The sequence below is a fragment of the Corallococcus sp. M7 genome (genome assembly GCF_054512695.1).
Window position 1 is genome coordinate 2,703,085 of record NZ_CM137252.1, and the last position, 16,216, is coordinate 2,719,300.

Sequence of the window (16,216 nt, forward strand, 5' to 3'; positions counted from 1 at the left end):
TGTCCTCGTGAAAGGAATCCGCCGTGATGCTCTTGAAGGCTGTCGTCCTCCTGTCGCTGGCTTCGGCACCTCCCGCGAAGCCGGCGTGTGCCACCACCAACATCGAGACCGCGGTCCAGAACCTGGCGGCACACCTCAAGACGGCCGTGAAGCCCGCGCCGAAGGACGACTCGGTGGATGACTCCGACATGTACTTCGCGGAGGAGGCCGTGGGTCAGACGTGGAAGGTCCGGGACGTGCCCAATGGCTACATGTCCACGGAAGACGACTCCGGCACGACCTTCGAGGCCGCCCTCTTCAAGAACCCGGAGGGCTACCACCTGGCGCTCGTGGGCACTGGGGCCTCCGTGGTCAACACGGCGGTCTACCGGTGCGACAAGTCGGGCTGGACGCTCGAAAAGGACGCCCTGGAGGTGCCACTCGAAAAGGCCATCCAGCTCTATGACAACGCGGGCCTCATCGCTCCCAAGGGCAAGCCCGGACTGAGCAGGAAGGACCTCAATGACTGGGGTGGCTCCATCCTGGCCTACCACCTGCCCCGGAAGGGCCGGGTCATCCGCATCACGTCGTATGTGGATGAGCCGAGCTCCGCTTACGGCAAGGACCTGGGTACCCTCGAGTACGTCCAGTCGAAGTTCCAGGTCGTCCCGCTCAAGACGAAGGCGCGGTGAGCTGCTCTCGGAGGGAACTCAATTCGCCAACTGCTGGCAGGTGGTCCCTCCGTTGGCGTTCTTCACGTAATACATCAGGCCGACGTTCGGATCCTTGAGGACCGACCCGAAGGCAGACGTGAACGCGTTGAAGTCCGTGAAGAAGACGTGACTGCTGAAGTTGGGATCGCGGTAGTAGATGCAGTCCTTCTTGATGCTGACTCCACAGAGGGCGATGGCGTGCGTGGCCGCACCTGTCGTCGGGACCAACGGGCACTTGTAGGCGGCGAACCCGACCGAGCCCGTGTAGTTGTGCACCGTGGCGCTGTCGACCGCTCCCATGCTGAGTGGAGAGCCACACCAGAGCGGGCCATGCTCCTTCATGAAGACGTCGAGCTTGCTGGTGCTCCCCAGGATCGCCATCGTCGTCAGCTTGTCCAGGCCCTTGAAGCCCAGCATCGTCAGCAGGTATCCGCGGGCGAAACCCTGCTTCTTCCAGTCCATGAATTGTTGCAGGGACGCCTCGACCTCCTGGGCGCTGTGCTTCTTGGTGGAGACGAAGCTGCTTTCAATCTGGCTGCGGTAGAAGCGGATGTCCTTTTCACCGTGCTGCCCGGTCAGGACCTGGAGGATTTCGTCCAGCCCATCGAACTGTCTGCCTTCAAGCTGACTGAGGGAACCCTTGATGCCGGGCGGCAACGGCATGTCCTGCGGCCGGATGAAGCTGGGCGTGGGCACCAGCTTCGCGTTCATGGGGTTGAACATGGCGTCCGGTAGGAGATCCCACTTGTAGGCGGGCTCCAGCGCCTTGAACCCCGTCTGACTCAGCGCGGAGTTGAGCTGCACCTTGTCCTTGTTCATGGCCGAGCCCATGAAACCCTTGTGCGCGAGCAGTAGCTCCTGATCGCCCAGGTTGTTCAGGTTCTGGTTGTTGGCGGCGATGAAGGTGCTGATCTTCCGGATCAGCGAAATCCACTTCTGGCCGGCGGGGGGCCAGGGCTCATGGCAGCGGGCCACCATCTTGGCCGCGTAGTACCAGCACGTCGGGCCCTTCTGGGCGTTGGTCGAATTGCCGATGGGGGGCACCGCGTAGAGGATCGACATGGCGTTGGGAGCATAGGCCAGGCGTAGAGTGCGGCGTCATGGCACGTCGTGGAACCTGGCAGGGATGGGCAGTCGCATCCGCCTACTGGTCGCTGGCCGGCCTGGCGGCCGCGAGCGAATCCCACTCCGTGGGTGGGATGGAATGGGGACATGCGCTGCTCACGTCGATGGTGGCCCACCTCCTCTGGGTGCCCCTCACCATCGCCATCGTCGAGTTCGGGCTGCGCTTCCCACTGGAGCGGCGGCAGGTGACGTCGCGGGTCGCGCTCCACGTGGCCGGAGCGCTCGCAGTCTCGTTCATCCGCGCGGCGCTGATCTTCTCCCTGGACCCCTGGGTCGGCTGGTACGCGCAGCGTCCTCCCTTCGTGGACGTGCTCGAGCACGCGCTGCTTTCCAACCCGTTCGTCTATCTGACCGTGCTGGGTGTGGCGCACGCCGTCCATTACGCGGACCTGCTCCACCTGCGGGACGCCCAGCTGGCCCGCGCGCAGTTGCATGCGCTCAAGGCGCAGCTCCACCCCCACTTCCTCTTCAACACGCTGAACTCCATCTCCGCGCTCGTGCATCGCGACCCGGACGGGAGCGAACGGATGATCGCGCGGCTGAGCGACCTGCTCCGGGGCACGCTCGAAGCCGCGGGCACGGAGGTGGTGCCGCTCCAGGAGGAGCTGCGCTCGCTCCAGCCCTACCTGGACATCCAGGGGGTGCGCTTCGCGGACCGGCTCACGGTGAAGCACGACATCGCGCAGGACGCGCTCGGGGTCCACGTCCCGCATCTCGTCCTCCAGCCGCTCGTGGAGAACGCCATCCAGCATGGCATCGCTCCAGGCTCGGAGCCGGGGACGGTGACGCTGGTCGCGCGGCGTGAAGGGCCGGAGCTCCACCTGGAGGTCCGCGACGACGGCGTGGGCCTCAAGGAGCGTCCGGCGGACCTCTCCCAGGGCGTGCGCGGCGGCCGGGGCCTGCGCATCACCCGCGAGCGCCTGGCGCAGCTGTATGGCGGTGCCCACCGGCTGGAGCTCCGGGACGCGGTGGGCGGTGGCACCACGGTGGCGCTCGCCATTCCCTTCCGCACGGAGCCCTCCCCATGAGCGCCGCCCTGCGCGTGCTCATCGTCGATGACGAGCCGCTCGCCCGTCAGCGCCTGAAGGACCTGCTGGCGGAGGCCCCCGACATGCAACTGGTGGGGGAGTGCCGCAACGGCCACGAGGCCATCGCGGCCATCGGCTCCGAGCGTCCGGACCTCGTGCTGCTGGACGTGGAGATGCCCGGGCCGGACGGCTTCGGCGTCCTCCGGGCGCTCGCCCCCGGACATGCGCCCGCCGTCATCTTCGTCACGGCCCACCGGGACTTCGCGGTGCAGGCATTCGAGGCCAACGCGCTCGACTACCTGCTCAAGCCCTTCGACCGTGAGCGCTTCCGCGCCAGCCTGGAGCGTGCGCGCGACCGGCGGCGGACCGTTCCGTCCTCCCTGGACGCGGCGCTGCTCGAACGGCTCCAGTCGCTCGCCGCCCAGCCCTCCGCCGCGCCCGCGCGCTACGTGACGCGGCTCGTGGCCCGGGTGGGGTGGCGCATGCGCTTCCTGCCGGTGGAGGACATCGACTACCTGGTGGCGGAGGGGAACTACGTCGCCGTGCACGTGGGGAAGCAGTCGCATCTCACGCGCGAGACGATGGCGGCGCTGGAGGAGAAGCTCGACCCCAGGCAGTTCCTGCGCGCGCACCGCTCGTTCATCGTGCGCTTGGATCGCATCGAGGAGGTGGAGCCGCTTCCCCCCGGTGAGTTCGTGTTCGTCCTGCGGGATGGCACCCGGCTGACGTCGGGCCGCAGCTACCGCGCGCAGGTGCAACGCGCGCTGGAGCTGTCCACGTGAGGCCGCCTTCCACCGTTCGTCCCTGACCCTCCACGGTTCGTCACATCTCCTTGGACCCCTTCGCCGCCGCCGGGCGACGGTGGCTTCAACAAAGGAGATGCACATGCGTCGTTTCGCCAGGCAGTGGTCGATGAACGTCCTCCTCGCCGTCTCCGTGGTGTCTGGTGCCGCGGGGGCCCAGGAGTTGGAGCCGGAGCTCGCGTTCGGCTCGCGGCCCCGGTGCGAGCCGGGCGGCAGCCTCTTCGCGCCGGAGGAGATCTCGCTGGAGGAGCGCTCGGAGTACCGGCTCGCGCTGTCCGCGGACGGGAAGACGGCCTACTACCACGTCGACTCGGACACGCCGCCGTACCAGGCCATCCACGTGACCCGGCTGAAGAACGGCCACTGGGGGCCCGGTGAGGTGGTGTCGTTCTCGGGGACGTACAAGGACTCGGATCCGTTCCTGTCTCCGGATGGGCAGAGCCTCTTCTTCTCCTCCACCCGCCCCGTGAACGGAGGCGCCGAGCGCCCGGACACCGACCTCTGGGTCGTGCACCGCGTCCGCGACGGCTGGGGAACCCCCGAGCACCTGGGGCCGCTCGTGAACTCACCCAGGGAGGAGCTGTACGCCAGCGTGACGCGCGACGGGACGGTGTACTTCGCGAGCGGCACGTTCGACACGGACTTCGACATGTACCGCGTCCGGCGGCAGGGCAATCACTACACCGCGCCGGAGAACCTGGGCCCCGCGGTGAACAGCCCGGACTCGTGGGAGTACAACCCCTGGGTGTCCCCGGATGGGCGGGTGCTCGTCTTCGCCTCGCTCAACCGCCCCGGAGGCTACGGGCTGGGGGACCTGTACGTGAGCTTCAACGTCGCGGGCACCTGGACGCCCGCCGCCAACCTGGGCCCTGCCGTGAACACGGAGAAGGATGAGTTCCACCCCACGCTGAGCCGTGACCTGGGCCAGCTCTACTTCGTGCGGCAGACGTGGGATCCGTTCGTGCCCTCGGATTTCTACCACCTGGACACGCGCTGCCTCTGGCGCTGACGGCGTACGCCAGGAATTGCCACACAGCCCCTGGCGTGGTGGGGTAGGGCATGCTCACAGAGCAGGTCCGCAAGGCACGACAGAAGCTGGTGTTGGCCCATTTCCACGACGAGGTGAGACAGGACTGGGACTCCGTCCTGTCCACCTTCCCGCATCCGCATTACGAGCTCATCCCTACCCTGACGGTGCACGACGGGAACAGCGCGGTGCGCGACTACTACCGCGACACCCGCGTGGCGTTCCCGGACCAGCACCACGAGATCATCTCGCTGCGGCACAGCGATGACGCCGTCATCGTGGAGTTCTGGCTCATGGGCACCCACCTGGGGCCGCTGGGGCAGATTCCCGCCACGGGCAACACGTTCCGGGTGCGCATGTCGGCGTACTTCATCTTCGATGAAACGGAGACGCTGGTGTGCGAGCGCGTCTACTTCGACACGCTCAGCATCCTCAAACAGCTCGTCGGTGGGCTGGACATGAAGAACCCGAAGAACTGGCTGCTCGCCGCGCGGTGCCTCAAGGGCCTGCTGGCGATGTCTGGCGACAAGCCGGTGCCCATCCTCACCCAGACGACTCCGCCCGTCTTCAATGACTGACGCAGGCCTCATGCGGCAGGCGCGCGAGCCCATCTGGCTTGCGCGCTCTGCCGCCAGGCCCGTGGCTAGCGGACCTTCGCCAGACGCACGCTGGTGTTATTGCTCAGGCCCATGAAGCGGGACACGTCCGTGAGCTGGCCATGCGAGTCGGTGATGCTGTTGTCGTTGCCGCCGTCCTCGTCGTCCGTGTAGACCCAGCCTGTCGCCAGCCGCTTGCTGAAGTCCTCCGCGGCGAAGACGCCGTAGCTGAAGCCCACGTCGGGCATGGCGCTCATGGTCGAGACAGAGGAGGGCGCTCCACGGAACACGCAGAACACGAGCGTGGTGTTGTTGCTCGATGCGTTCGGCCACCAGACCCAGTTGGCGCTGGCCCAGTTGTTGTTGTTGTTGTCCTCATTGTCGAAATAGCGCGCGAACGGAGATGAGCCCGCCGGGCACGAGCCCAGCGCCAGCACCGCGTAGTGGTTCTGGCGGATGCTGTCATGCGACAGCGGCTTGAACTTGGACGCATCCACACGGCAGAAACGCCAGGTGGTGTTGTCGGTGCTGGTGATGCCGCCAATCCAGCCGCCGCGCGAGTTCTCGTTGTTGTGGTCCTCGTCGTCCATGTGGAAGGTGAGCAGGTCGGCCGGGTTCGGACAGGTCTTGCCCTCCGGAATGACGCCCACGTAGCTGAGGCCCGGGTTCGGGTGGTTGTGGGTCCCCGGAAGCTCCTTCTTCGCCGCCCCCCAGGTCTGGCGGAAGGGATTCCAGCGGAAGGCGGTGGCGCTCAGCATGAGCGTCTCCTGGGCCAGGTCCGTGGGCAGGGTGAACTCCACCGCGCTCGTGGTGGTTTCACCCAGGAACCAGCGCTGGCCGTTCGGACGGGTGGCGGTCCACTGGTAGAGGTCTCCGCCGGAGCCAGCCTCCGCGCGCATGAGCGTGCCGTCTTCCGCCTCCGCGACCGACGCGAACCACACGCCCCCCCGATTGCGGATCGGCTGGGGCGCGGTGTCCGGGGGCTCGTTCGCGAGCACCCGCGCGGGAAGCGGCACCTCGGCGCCCGTGTCGATGGGCATGGCGACGACCTGCGTGGCGTCGAGCAAGCCGCTGCACTTGCCCTCGCAGGGGGCCTGCGGGCGGACGTCCAGCACGCGCTCGGGATCGAGCTGGAGCAGGGACTCCACGTCCACCGCGCCGTTCTCCGGGAACAGCTCATCCAGCGTCCCGGCGGGCAGCACCAGCACGAGCCGCGCGCCTTGCGGCTTGAGGGCTGCGTCGCCCACCGCCGTGCCAGGGCTCAGCACCTGGCCCTCGGTCCCCACCACCTCGCGCAGAATGTCCGCCAGGGGGACGCCGTCATCCAGCGCCTGGGTGCTCTCGTCCGTCGCGTCCACCAGCACCAGGTCCGAGCCATCCAGGTAGCCCGCGGGCAGCGTCTCCCGCCAGAGTCCGTCCGGCGTCGGCAGGACGGACACGCCATGGGCATGCTGATACTGCGTGAGGAACCCCGCTTCGGACGCGGCGTCCAGCGCCGTCCACGTGCCGCCGGAGATGAGCACCGCGCGCCCACCGCTCGAATTGTCTTGGGCCAGCGCGTGTCCCCCAGCCAGCAGCGTCAAGGTCAACAGCGTCCGCCGCATGACTTCACTTCGCTTCCACATGGGTCACCTGTCGTGTCGAAAAGACAATGAATGGATAGCGGTAAAGTCAGGAAAATGTAAATACACGGTATTTCGCGACCCAGTGTTCTTGGGATGTGAGGATTTGATGTGGCGAAGGCGTCTGTTCATGGCGTGAAGCGTCACAAGCGGACGGATGCTTGCGCCTCCCGGCCCGTTTGCCTGAGCGCGCACCGTTTCCAGTTTCCGGTGCATGGCGGACCTGTACGCGGTGCTTGGCGTGGCGAGGACAGCGGACGCACACGACATCCGGCGCGCCTACCTGCGGCAGGTGAGCCGTTACCACCCAGACCGGGATCCCCGGCCGGAGTCCACGGAACACTTCCTCCGCGTCCAGGCCGCCTACGACGAGCTGGGCGACGCGGCGAAGCGCCAGCGCTACGACGCCAGGAACCGAGAGGAGGTTCGCGTCACTCCCTCCACTTCCGCTCCCAGGTGCGAGCTGAACATCCCCAGGGGGCGCATGAGCGTGAAGGTGCGAATGCATTGAGCATGTCAGTAAGAAATCCAGTTTGTTCGGTTTGTTCTTGAATGTAGCGTTAGTGTCTGTGGATGGGGTCCATCCACGCGGTGCGTCCCTTCGGGCGTCCCCGACTGACCGAAAGAAAGACCAACCATGAAGAAGCTGCTCCTGGGACTCATGCTGGCCGCGGTTCCGCTGGTGGGATGTGGTACGGGCGTGGAGGACTACCCGTCCGACAACGCCGAGATGATCTCCACCGAGTCCGGTCAGCAGATCATCCTGGACCACGACCCGCTGACGTCGTCGGACGAGCCGCTCGCGTCGATGGAGTCGCCGTCCGAGGTCTCGGCGATGGGCCCCAACTGCTGGGTCACGCTCCTGTACTGTAAGTGGCCTGGCACGGACATCGGTGTCTGCAAGGACAACGGCAAGTGCACCCGCCAGCAGCGGATCGATAACTGCATCGCCCTCTACAACAAGACCTGCTAGGCCTTTCAAGGCCTTGCGTCTGTCCAGGAAGCCCGGCGCCCGCGAGGGAGGCCGGGCTTCTTGCCTTGGGGACTACAGCCCCGTGCTCTTGAGCAGCACGTACGCGTTCTCGCTGGGGAAGTACCCGGGCGTGTAGACGTTCGCGTCCGTGACGAAGGCCCGGTCGCCCAGGATGGCCAGCTTCGGTCCGGTGGTGGAGCGGATGAACAGCGGCACCGCCAGCTGCGTCTCCGGCCAGCGCACCATGCCGTCCGTGCCGAAGGACGTGTCCAGGTCACCGTTGGCCAGCAGCCGGAAGAGCACGGGCTTCGCGTACACGTCCGCGAAGACGAGGATCTTCCCATCCGCCTGGATGCGAAGGCCGCTGACGTCCACCACGTCGAGCACTCCCGCGGGCGCGGTGAGCTCCCGCACGCCCGCGGGGCCGAAGGTGACGTCCGGCTTGCCGTCCGCTGTGTACGCCACGAGCTTGAGCACGCCGTGCGCTTCACCGCCGACCTTCACGTCCTGCCGTTCGCCCGCGAGCAGGAGGCCGCCGTTGGGCCGCGCCACCAGCGCGTGAGCCTGGCCGTCCTCGCTCTTCGCGATGCCGCCGGTCCCGAAGGTCATGTCCTGGCTGCCGCTGGCGGTGATGCGCACGGCCGCGAAGTGGTCACCCCCGGCCAGGACGACGTTGGAGCCCTGGAGCACCATGCCCTGCACGGATTCGGCATCCGTGTACGCGCCGCCAATCCAGCTGCCGGATGGGCTGCCTGCGGACTTGAACGTCGTGTCGAGCGAGCCGTCCGCGTTGTAGCGCAGCAGCGCGAAGTCCTCGTCGAGTCCGTCCGACTTGGTCAGGAAGCCGCCGACGTAGAAGCGGCCGTCCGCCAGGGGCAGGATGCTCCGGACGGTGCCCACGAAGTTGACCGAGCCCTCCTCGCCGAAGTGCAGCCGGGACTTGCCCGTCTTGTTGAAGCCGGTGTCCAGCTGGCCATTGGGCTGGAGCTTCACCACCGCGAAGTCGCGCGAGTCCGTCTTGGTGCCGCCCCGGGCGAAGCCCGCGACCAGGATGCTGCCATCCGCGAGCACCGCCACCGTGTCCGCGCGGTCGTCCTGTTCCCGCTGACCGGAGATGGGGCCCTTGGCGGGACCGTCGAAGTCGAGCACCACGGAGCCCTGCGTGCCGAACGACGTGTCCACCTCGCCCGACGCCTTGTAGCGCCGCACGAGCAGGTCCACGCCCGTGGTGGCCAGGTTCGCCTCGGTGGAGCCCACCAGGATGAGGCCGCCATTGGACACCGCCAGCGCCCGGCCCTCCTCCGCGGGGAGCTTCGCTCCGGCATCGGGAACCGTCCCCGCGTCCGGCTGCGTCCCTCCGTCCGGGGACGGGGTGTCGTCAGGGGCGCCGTCGTCGCCTCCGCAGGCTCCGCCACCCAGGAGCAGGGCGCTCGCGGCCAGTGCCGCCCACGCCGCCTTCCGCACGCTGTGATTCATTCGAGATGTCCCTTCCGGTCTGTCCGGTGCCGCCGTTGCACCGGGGTTACGCCGTCAGGGGCATTTATTTCCTGGCGCGGGCACCCTTCACGCGTAGTCCGACCTCAGTTGCTGTTTCAGCGTGTCATCCAGGTTGACCTGCGCGGACAGCAGCTCCCAGTAGTCCGGCCCGCCCACGGTGGGCGTGTCGAGCATGATGCGTCCGGCCACCCGGTCCAGGTCGGTGAGGAACCCGGAGGCCTCGGGGCCGGTGGCGAAGACGTCCTGCGGCTCATTGTCGAGCACGAGCTCGAAGGGCCTGGGCTCGCCGGGGCGCAGCAGTTCGCGCTCCTCGCGGTCCATCCGGTGCCGGAAGTCCGGCAGGTCCGCCATGGCCTCCTCGAGGAGGACGCGGGCCGCGTCGAAGCCCACGTCGTTGAGCGGGGAGTCACCCGCCCACAGGGAGAAGGCCTTCTCGACGCCGCCGACGGTCCAGGGCTCGGCGGGATGGCCCGGGTCGAAGGCGAGGGCTTCCATCAGCGCGCGGTCCCCGTAGCGGGCAACGCCATCCACGATGACCAGGCGCACCTCTTTCTCCGTGGCGGAGATCAACGCGTCATAGGGGTCGCCGTCCGTGCCCGCGATGACCAGCAGGTCCGCGAGCGCGTTGGCCCGGAGCGTGCCCAACTGGGTCTGCCAGCCCGTGACGCGGGCGGCGTCCGCCGTCACCGAGCGCACCAGGGTCTTGGAGGACAGGGACACGCCCTGCCGCTCTGCTTCGTGGCGGGCGACCTTCAGCTCCTGGAGGAGGTTCTTGCTGCCGGTGGGGGACCAGTCACAGCCCAATGAGAACGTCACGCCCGCGCCAAGCAGGTCCGCGATATGCAATGTCTGTCCATACAGCAGCAGGTTGCTGAAGGGAGACCACACGACCTTGGCGCCCATGGTGGCCATCCGGTCCAGGTCCGGGCGCTGCAATCCCAGACTGTGGATGCCAATCAGTGAAGGCTGGACGAGGTCATGGTCCGCCAGGTCGACGTAGCGGCGGTGGGCATAGTCATCCACGCCTTCGCCCAGGTGGTAGAAGTACGCGGCGCGGGACTTCAGGGCCTCGCGGAAGGCTTCGATGTCCTCCGCGTCGTCATGCAGGTCCATCACGCGGGTGCTGCCCGCGGGCAGGTGGTCGTCGCGCGGTTCCTCGACGTTGCGCATGGCGCCCCGGAAGAGGGCCTCTCCGCCGGACACACGGGTGCGGATGCCCTGGCCGGTGGTCGTGCCCGCGAGCAGCGCCTTGGCCTCGATGTAGCGGACGACGGCGCGGGCCGAAGGCGCGTGGCCGGCGAGCACGCGGATGGGCAGCGAGATGCGCGTGGCGTACTCCGCGTGGCGCGGCCACTGGGTGCGGTTGAGGTAGCGCTTCGGCACCCGCCACAACGTGAGCACGTCGTAGACGAAGTGGTTGTGCAGGTCGATGAGCCCCGGATACAGCGTCCCACCGGTGTCGATTCTGGGCGCGTTCCGGAAGGCCTCGGGGAGGGGGCCGCCCGACGGCTCGACCGCGACGATGCGGCTGCCACGGATGAGGACGCGCCCCCGTTCAATCACCTCGTCCCGGGAGTTGAGCGTCACCACCCGGCCTTCCAGCACGTAGCGGGGGATGGCGTCGGTGGGCTCGGATGCTCCGGTGTTCATGGCTCGCCTCCCGTGGCGCAAGGACCTCAGGGATTTGAAGTTAGGGATGGGGCAGGGCAGGGTGGGGAAGGGAGGCGCCAAGGGCGTCGCCCCGCGCCCGCTCCGGTGTGGCTCTTTCGCCGCGAATGACCGGGCATGAGTGCTGCAAGAGGACCGGCCCATGGGTGAAGCCTCGCGACGTGGATGGATGTGGAGGGCGCTCGCCCTGGTGCCGGTGCTTTGCGCGGGTTCTCCCGTGCTGGCGCAGGAGGAGGCCGAGCCACGCCGCCTCGTCGAAGTCGAAAGCCCGGACCCGATGCTGGGGGAAACCGTCCGCCGGAAGGATTGCCGGGGCGCGTTCTGCGCGTGGCATGTCCACGATGCGCTGGGGCCCTGCTCGTCGGACTATTGCGCCAACGATGCGCTGGTCATCACCGACCGCGAGGGCCGGGTGCTCTGGGAGTCTGGCGCCAGGCAGGACTCCATCATCCGCCGGACCACGAAGGACGTGCGGTTCATCGCGGATCGCACGCTCCAGGTGCTCGACTTCAACCCCCCCTTCCATGGCGAGTACTACGACTCGAGCGCGCCGGCTCAGGACACGGGGGTGGATGAGTCATCCGTCAGCCACACCATCTTCCGCCTGTCCCCCGATGGCAGGAAGGTGACGCCAGACCTCAAGGCGGCGCGGCTTCTCGTGTGGAGGGGCGCGCGGGGGACCCTGACTCCCGCGCCCGCTCCGGCCCCACCCGAGTCGCCCCGGCTCCTGTCCCCGGTGCCCGAGGCCTCGCTCGCCAAGGCCCGCGAGGTCTGCGGCGCCGACCACACCGTCCCCCTGCACCATGAGTGTCATGGAGACACGTGCACGCTGCTGGTCAGCCCGCCGGGAGAGGACGAAGGGCGCTGCGACGGCTTCGTGTGTCCTGTCGTGCTGAAGAACGGCCAGGTGCGTCCCCTTCCTTTCGACACGAGCATGGCGGTCTTCGAGCAGGTGACCCGGACCGAGTATGTCTTCACTCAGTGCGACGGTCCCTATGGCTCGCGGGGAAGCCGCTCGAGCTTCTCCCGCCTGCGGCCGGACGCCATGGCGTTCATCCCGACGCAAGGGCTGCACGTGGATGGGGGCCAGCCGTATCCGGTGCGGCAGGCGGCCAGCATCAAGGCCGCACGGGCGCTCGCCCCCACGGCGCATGCGTACACGCGGATCCACATTCCGTGGGGCAGGGACGCCTGGCGCGACAAGCAGGACCTGGCGCTCGCCTGGCAGGTGATGCGCGTGGGAGAGGCGCTGTGGCTGCACGCCGAGGTGGATGACGACGTCGTCGTTCCCTCCACCCGGGGCGCTGCCGGGCGGGACTCGGACCACCTGGAGCTCACCGTGTCGCACCGTTCTGGAGGCTTCAAGCTGGGCGTGCTCCTGGAGCCCGGTGGAGGGCTCCAGGTGCGCCGCTGGCAGAAGCAGGAGGAGACGGGGATGAAGGAGGAGGACGAAGCCTTCTCCGGCGCGGAAGGCAGCTGGCGCCGGACCCGGTACGGCTACGAGGTGGACCTGCGTCTGCCCCTGACCGCCGTGCGCGACTCCCAGTCACCGCTCAGGACGGATCTGGCGGTCTTCGTCTCCGACGCGGACCAGGCCGGCAAGCAGGAGACGCTGATGGGGCACCAGGGCTCCCTGCGCTTCTGGACGGAGTACCCGCCGAGCACGGAGGAATACCTCCAGGTTTCCCACTGAGCCCGGCGTCTCAGGCGCCTTCGTGGCCGCCGAGCGACGTGTCCCAGAAGTTCGCTTCGACCTTGTGGCCGTCCGGATCCCTCACGAAGCACCCGTAGTAGGGCGGGCCATACAGGGGACGCGGGCCGGGGGCGCCGTCATCGGTGGCTCCCGCCTTGAGCGCCGCCTGATGGAAGGCATCCACCGCCTGCTTCGACGTGGCGATGAAGCAGAAGTGCGTGCCATTGCCCACGGTCGCGGGCTTCCCGTCGATGGGCGCCTGGACCCAGAACTCCGGGAACTGGCGGCCGTAGGCCACCGCGTTCGGGAACTCCAACACCCGCCGGCAGCCTAGCGGAGTGAGGATCGCGTCGTAGAAGGCCACGGCTCGCGCGAAGTCGTTCGTGCCAATGGAGACGTGGGACAGGATGCTCGGGTTCTCGTCGCTCATGGCGGCATGGATAGCACGCGCTCCCGGGCGCGCACGTGACGCTCGCTCAAGGGCTGACCGGGGCTCCCCCGGCCTTCCCGAATCGGAGGGCCGGGGGAATGGGTGTCGGTACCGCGCTCAGTTGTTCTGGAGCGTGTTCATCGAGGGGCAGTAGGTCGCGTACCCGTGGCCAGAGACGGCGGCGCCGTTCTCGTAGGTGACGTTCACGTCGAAGGCCACGAAGTGCTTCGCGGGAGGCGTCCCGGCCTTGATGCAGCTGGGGCAGAGCGAGGCCGCCACGGGCGTGAAGATGAGACTCGTATTGCTAGCGGCATACTCCGGCATGAGCGCGCCATCGAAGTCGAACAAGTACGATGTCGGTCCACCCGCCGTGGAGCCCGTCTGCGGGGTTGTGTCCACCGGTGCCATCACCGATTCAAGAGTGGCGATCTGCGGCGGGAATGACGCTGTCTCAGACGGGCACTCATCCGTCTCGCTGTTGCTGAGCTCGAACACCAGCTTCCACGGGGCCGCGGCGTTCGCCGGCTCCACATAGCCGAAGTAGGCGTGGTTCAGGGCCACCTGGTTCTCGTCCATCTGGGCCGTGACGGTGGTGTCCTGGCACGTGCCCTCGCAGGTGGTGAAGGGATCGGTGCCAGCGTCCGGTTCGGTGCCCGCGTCGGGAGTGGTGCCCGCGTCCGGTTCGGTGCCCGCGTCGGGAGTGGTGCCCGCGTCCGGTTCGGTGCCAGCGTCCGGTCCGTTGGTCTGGAGGCGGTCGAGCGAGGAGCAGTAGGTCGCGTACCCGTGGCCGGAGATGGCGCCGTTCTCATAGGTGCCGTCCACGTTGAAGGCCACGAAGTGCGACGCGGGAGGCGTCCCGGCCTTGATGCAGCTGGGGCAGAGCGAGGCCGCCACGGGCGTGAAGGTGAGGCTCGTGCTGTGAGCGAAAGGAGGCCAGGAGAGGAGCGCGCCATCGAAGTCGACCAGCGTCGCGGCCGGTCCCCCCTCCTCCGAGGAACCCGTCTCCGGAGTCGTGTCCACCGGCACCTTCACCGAGTAGACGTTGACGAGCTGCGGAGGGGTCGGCGCAGTCTCGGACGGGCACTCATCCGTCGGCCCGTTGTTGAGCTCGATCCACAGCGTCCACGGGTCCCCGGCGTTCGCCGGCTCCTCGTAGCCGAAGAAGGCGCGGGGCAGGACGCGCTGGTTCCCGTCAATCTGAACCGTGACGGCGGTGTCCTTGCACGTGCCCTCGCAGGTGGTGAAGGGGTCGGTGCCTGCATCCGTGCTGGTGCCCGCATCGGAAGTGGTGCCCGCGTCGGAAGTGGTGCCCGCGTCGGGAGTAGTGCCCGCGTCAGGGGTGGTGCCTGCGTCCGCTTCGGTGCCCGCGTCGGACGTGGTGCCCGCGTCGGGCTCCGTGCCTGCGTCGGGAGTGGTGCCCGCGTCCACTTCAGGGCCCGCATCGGGCTCGGTGCCCGCGTCTACTTCGGTGCCCGCGTCGGACTCCGTGCCCGCGTCGGACTCCGTGCCCGCGTCGGACTCCGTGCCTGCGTCTACTTCAGGGCCCGCATCGGGCTCCGTGCCCGCGTCTACTTCGGTGCCTGCATCGGCCTCGGTGCCTGCATCTACCTCGGTGCCCGCGTCGGACTCGGTGCCCGCGTCCACTTCGGTGCCAGCGTCGAACTCGGTCCCGGAGTCGGGCGGGGGGCCTGCGTCGGGCCTGGTGCCCGCATCCGGCGGGGTGTCGCCGTCATCGGAGCCACAAGCGGAAAGGATGGGTACGACCGCGAGGGAGAAAATCAACAGGGAGAGAATCGGATGTCGCTGGGTCATGCCGCGGATTGTCACGGGTTCCGTGACGAGAAGCGAGCCGGCTTGTCCCTGCGCGTCATCGCGTCCTGGCGACAGGCCCGGATTGTCCCCGACCCGTGCTCCTCATTCGGGTGCGCGTCAGGCCGAAACCGTTTTCGCTCCTCATGTGCGCCCACTATCCTGTGTGGCCCAGAAGCCCGGCATCGGGGCTGCCCGTGAGTCCCCGCCAGCCGCATGCTGCCTACCCAGGAGATGAAATGTCGCGCGAGTACCCCCAGGAGCAGTTGCTGGCGTTCGTCCAGGCCATGGCCAACGTGGCGGCGAGCGACGGCCGCGTCACCGAGGAGGAGCGTCAGCAACTCGACGAGGTGGTTCTGAACATCGGCCTGTCGCCCCGCGACCCGCAGGTCGCCGCGCTCATCGAGGCGGAGTTCCAGAAGCCCGGCCGGCTCTCCGACATCATCACCCGGATTGAAATCCGCGAGCTGCGCGCCTCCCTGCTGCGCATGCTCGTCGAGGTGGCCTGCGCCGACGGAGAGCTCGCGGCCGAGGAGCGCGCGTCGGTGAAGGAGGCCGCCACCACCTTCGGCTACGACGCCTCGGTCGCCGACGAGCTCATCAACTGGACGCTCGACTCCATCAAGCTCGATCAGCGCGAGCGCGACATCATGGCGAAGCTGCTCTGAGAGAGCGCGTCATCGGGCTTCAGTGACGGCTGTATCCACCGACTTCCACTGTCTCGCCGTTGTTCGCCACCACGCGCAGCCGGCTGAAGCCCCAGACGTCGTCGGTACGGACGGCCTTCACCTCCAGCCGGCCGTCCTGTCTGCTTCCGGAGAGGTGATGCAAGCCCATCCAAGGAGAAGCCCATGACGTCAATCCAACATCAGCCCATCGTCGCGCCGGGTCTGCCCAAGCCCGCGGGCCCGTACTCTCCCGGCATGCGGCTGGACCGACTGCTCTTCATCTCCGGACAGGCGGCCAGGGATCCCGCGACCGGCGTGCAGGCCGAGGGAATCGAAGCGCAGACAGAGCAGGTGCTGCGCAACCTGGAGCGCATCCTCGTGGCCGGTGGCTCCAGCCTCCAGCACGTCCTGCGCTGCGGCGTCTTCCTGGTGGACATGCAGGAGTTCGCCCGGATGAACGCTGTCTACGAGCGCGTCTTCGCCGGGCACCGGCCCGCGCGGACCACCGTGCAGGTGTCCGCGCTTCCAGACGCCGGCCTGCGCGTGGAGATTGATTGCATCGCCTACGTGCCTTGATTCGACAGA

The 16,216-nt window shown here is 67.9% G+C and carries 17 protein-coding genes; 10 read left to right on the top strand and 7 right to left on the bottom strand.

All coding sequences use genetic code 11. From position 1 onward, the window contains the following. Positions 1–23: 23 nt before the first annotated feature. Positions 24–671 (top strand): hypothetical protein, encoded by a 648-nt coding sequence (locus ACX114_RS11310; protein ID WP_459297477.1) that lies wholly within the window; start codon positions 24–26, stop codon positions 669–671. Between the two features lie 18 nt (positions 672–689). Here ACX114_RS11310 and ACX114_RS11315 read toward each other — a convergent pair whose 3' ends face one another. Beyond that, positions 690–1,754 carry a hypothetical protein gene (locus ACX114_RS11315; RefSeq protein ID WP_459297479.1) on the bottom strand — a complete coding sequence of 355 codons (1,065 nt, stop codon included), beginning with the start codon at positions 1,752–1,754 and terminating at the stop codon, positions 690–692. 38 nt (positions 1,755–1,792) lie between these two features. Between ACX114_RS11315 and ACX114_RS11320 the strand changes: the two genes are divergently transcribed. From ACX114_RS11320 to ACX114_RS11335, 4 genes are all read left to right on the top strand, one after another. Further along, a complete protein-coding gene (locus tag ACX114_RS11320; protein ID WP_459297481.1) occupies positions 1,793–2,845 on the top strand; it encodes a sensor histidine kinase in 1,053 nt (350 codons plus the stop codon). After that, positions 2,842–3,627 carry a LytR/AlgR family response regulator transcription factor gene (locus ACX114_RS11325; protein ID WP_459297483.1) on the top strand — a complete coding sequence of 262 codons (786 nt, stop codon included), beginning with the start codon at positions 2,842–2,844 and terminating at the stop codon, positions 3,625–3,627. Before ACX114_RS11320 ends, ACX114_RS11325 begins: the two co-directional genes overlap by 4 nt. Before the next feature lie 103 nt (positions 3,628–3,730). Then, positions 3,731–4,657, top strand: coding sequence for a TolB family protein (locus ACX114_RS11330; protein WP_459297485.1), 927 nt, complete (start codon positions 3,731–3,733; stop codon positions 4,655–4,657). A gap of 50 nt (positions 4,658–4,707) precedes the next feature. Next, positions 4,708–5,253: an ester cyclase gene (locus tag ACX114_RS11335; RefSeq protein WP_459297487.1), complete on the top strand. Its 546-nt coding sequence runs from the start codon at positions 4,708–4,710 to the stop codon at positions 5,251–5,253. Positions 5,254–5,318: 65 nt separating this feature from the next. Here the strand turns inward: ACX114_RS11335 and ACX114_RS11340 are convergent, their stop codons facing one another. Then, entirely contained in the window at positions 5,319–6,875 is a 1,557-nt protein-coding gene (locus ACX114_RS11340) for a hypothetical protein (protein WP_459297489.1), read from the bottom strand. Positions 6,876–7,107: 232 nt separating this feature from the next. Here ACX114_RS11340 and ACX114_RS11345 point away from each other — a divergent pair, with 232 nt between their 5' ends. Together ACX114_RS11345 and ACX114_RS11350 are read left to right on the top strand one after the other, a co-directional pair. Beyond that, positions 7,108–7,404: a J domain-containing protein gene (locus tag ACX114_RS11345; RefSeq protein WP_459297491.1), complete on the top strand. Its 297-nt coding sequence runs from the start codon at positions 7,108–7,110 to the stop codon at positions 7,402–7,404. 126 nt (positions 7,405–7,530) lie between these two features. Beyond that, on the top strand, positions 7,531–7,866 hold the full coding sequence (locus ACX114_RS11350) for a hypothetical protein (protein WP_459297493.1): 336 nt from the start codon (positions 7,531–7,533) through the stop codon (positions 7,864–7,866). 72 nt (positions 7,867–7,938) lie between these two features. Here ACX114_RS11350 and ACX114_RS11355 read toward each other — a convergent pair whose 3' ends face one another. Together ACX114_RS11355 and ACX114_RS11360 are read right to left on the bottom strand one after the other, a co-directional pair. Beyond that, positions 7,939–9,342, bottom strand: coding sequence for a hypothetical protein (locus ACX114_RS11355; RefSeq protein WP_459297495.1), 1,404 nt, complete (start codon positions 9,340–9,342; stop codon positions 7,939–7,941). Positions 9,343–9,429: 87 nt separating this feature from the next. After that, the gene (locus tag ACX114_RS11360) at positions 9,430–11,013 is read right to left on the bottom strand and encodes an amidohydrolase family protein (protein WP_459297497.1); all 1,584 of its coding nucleotides are present in this window, start codon (positions 11,011–11,013) and stop codon (positions 9,430–9,432) included. A 160-nt stretch (positions 11,014–11,173) separates the two neighbouring features. Here ACX114_RS11360 and ACX114_RS11365 point away from each other — a divergent pair, with 160 nt between their 5' ends. After that, positions 11,174–12,724, top strand: a complete 1,551-nt coding sequence (locus ACX114_RS11365) for a hypothetical protein (protein WP_459297499.1) — start codon at positions 11,174–11,176, stop codon at positions 12,722–12,724. 10 nt (positions 12,725–12,734) lie between these two features. Here the strand turns inward: ACX114_RS11365 and ACX114_RS11370 are convergent, their stop codons facing one another. After that, positions 12,735–13,154, bottom strand: a complete 420-nt coding sequence (locus ACX114_RS11370; protein WP_206798234.1) for a VOC family protein — start codon at positions 13,152–13,154, stop codon at positions 12,735–12,737. Positions 13,155–13,271: 117 nt separating this feature from the next. Continuing rightward, entirely contained in the window at positions 13,272–14,966 is a 1,695-nt protein-coding gene (locus tag ACX114_RS11375) for a hypothetical protein (protein ID WP_459297501.1), read from the bottom strand. Between the two features lie 236 nt (positions 14,967–15,202). Between ACX114_RS11375 and ACX114_RS11380 the strand changes: the two genes are divergently transcribed. After that, on the top strand, positions 15,203–15,631 hold the full coding sequence (locus ACX114_RS11380) for a DUF533 domain-containing protein (protein ID WP_459297503.1): 429 nt from the start codon (positions 15,203–15,205) through the stop codon (positions 15,629–15,631). 19 nt (positions 15,632–15,650) lie between these two features. Here ACX114_RS11380 and ACX114_RS11385 read toward each other — a convergent pair whose 3' ends face one another. Further along, positions 15,651–15,800, bottom strand: a complete 150-nt coding sequence (locus tag ACX114_RS11385; RefSeq protein WP_459297505.1) for a hypothetical protein — start codon at positions 15,798–15,800, stop codon at positions 15,651–15,653. A 14-nt stretch (positions 15,801–15,814) separates the two neighbouring features. Here ACX114_RS11385 and ACX114_RS11390 point away from each other — a divergent pair, with 14 nt between their 5' ends. Then, entirely contained in the window at positions 15,815–16,207 is a 393-nt protein-coding gene (locus ACX114_RS11390; RefSeq protein WP_459297507.1) for a RidA family protein, read from the top strand. Positions 16,208–16,216 lie beyond the last annotated feature (9 nt).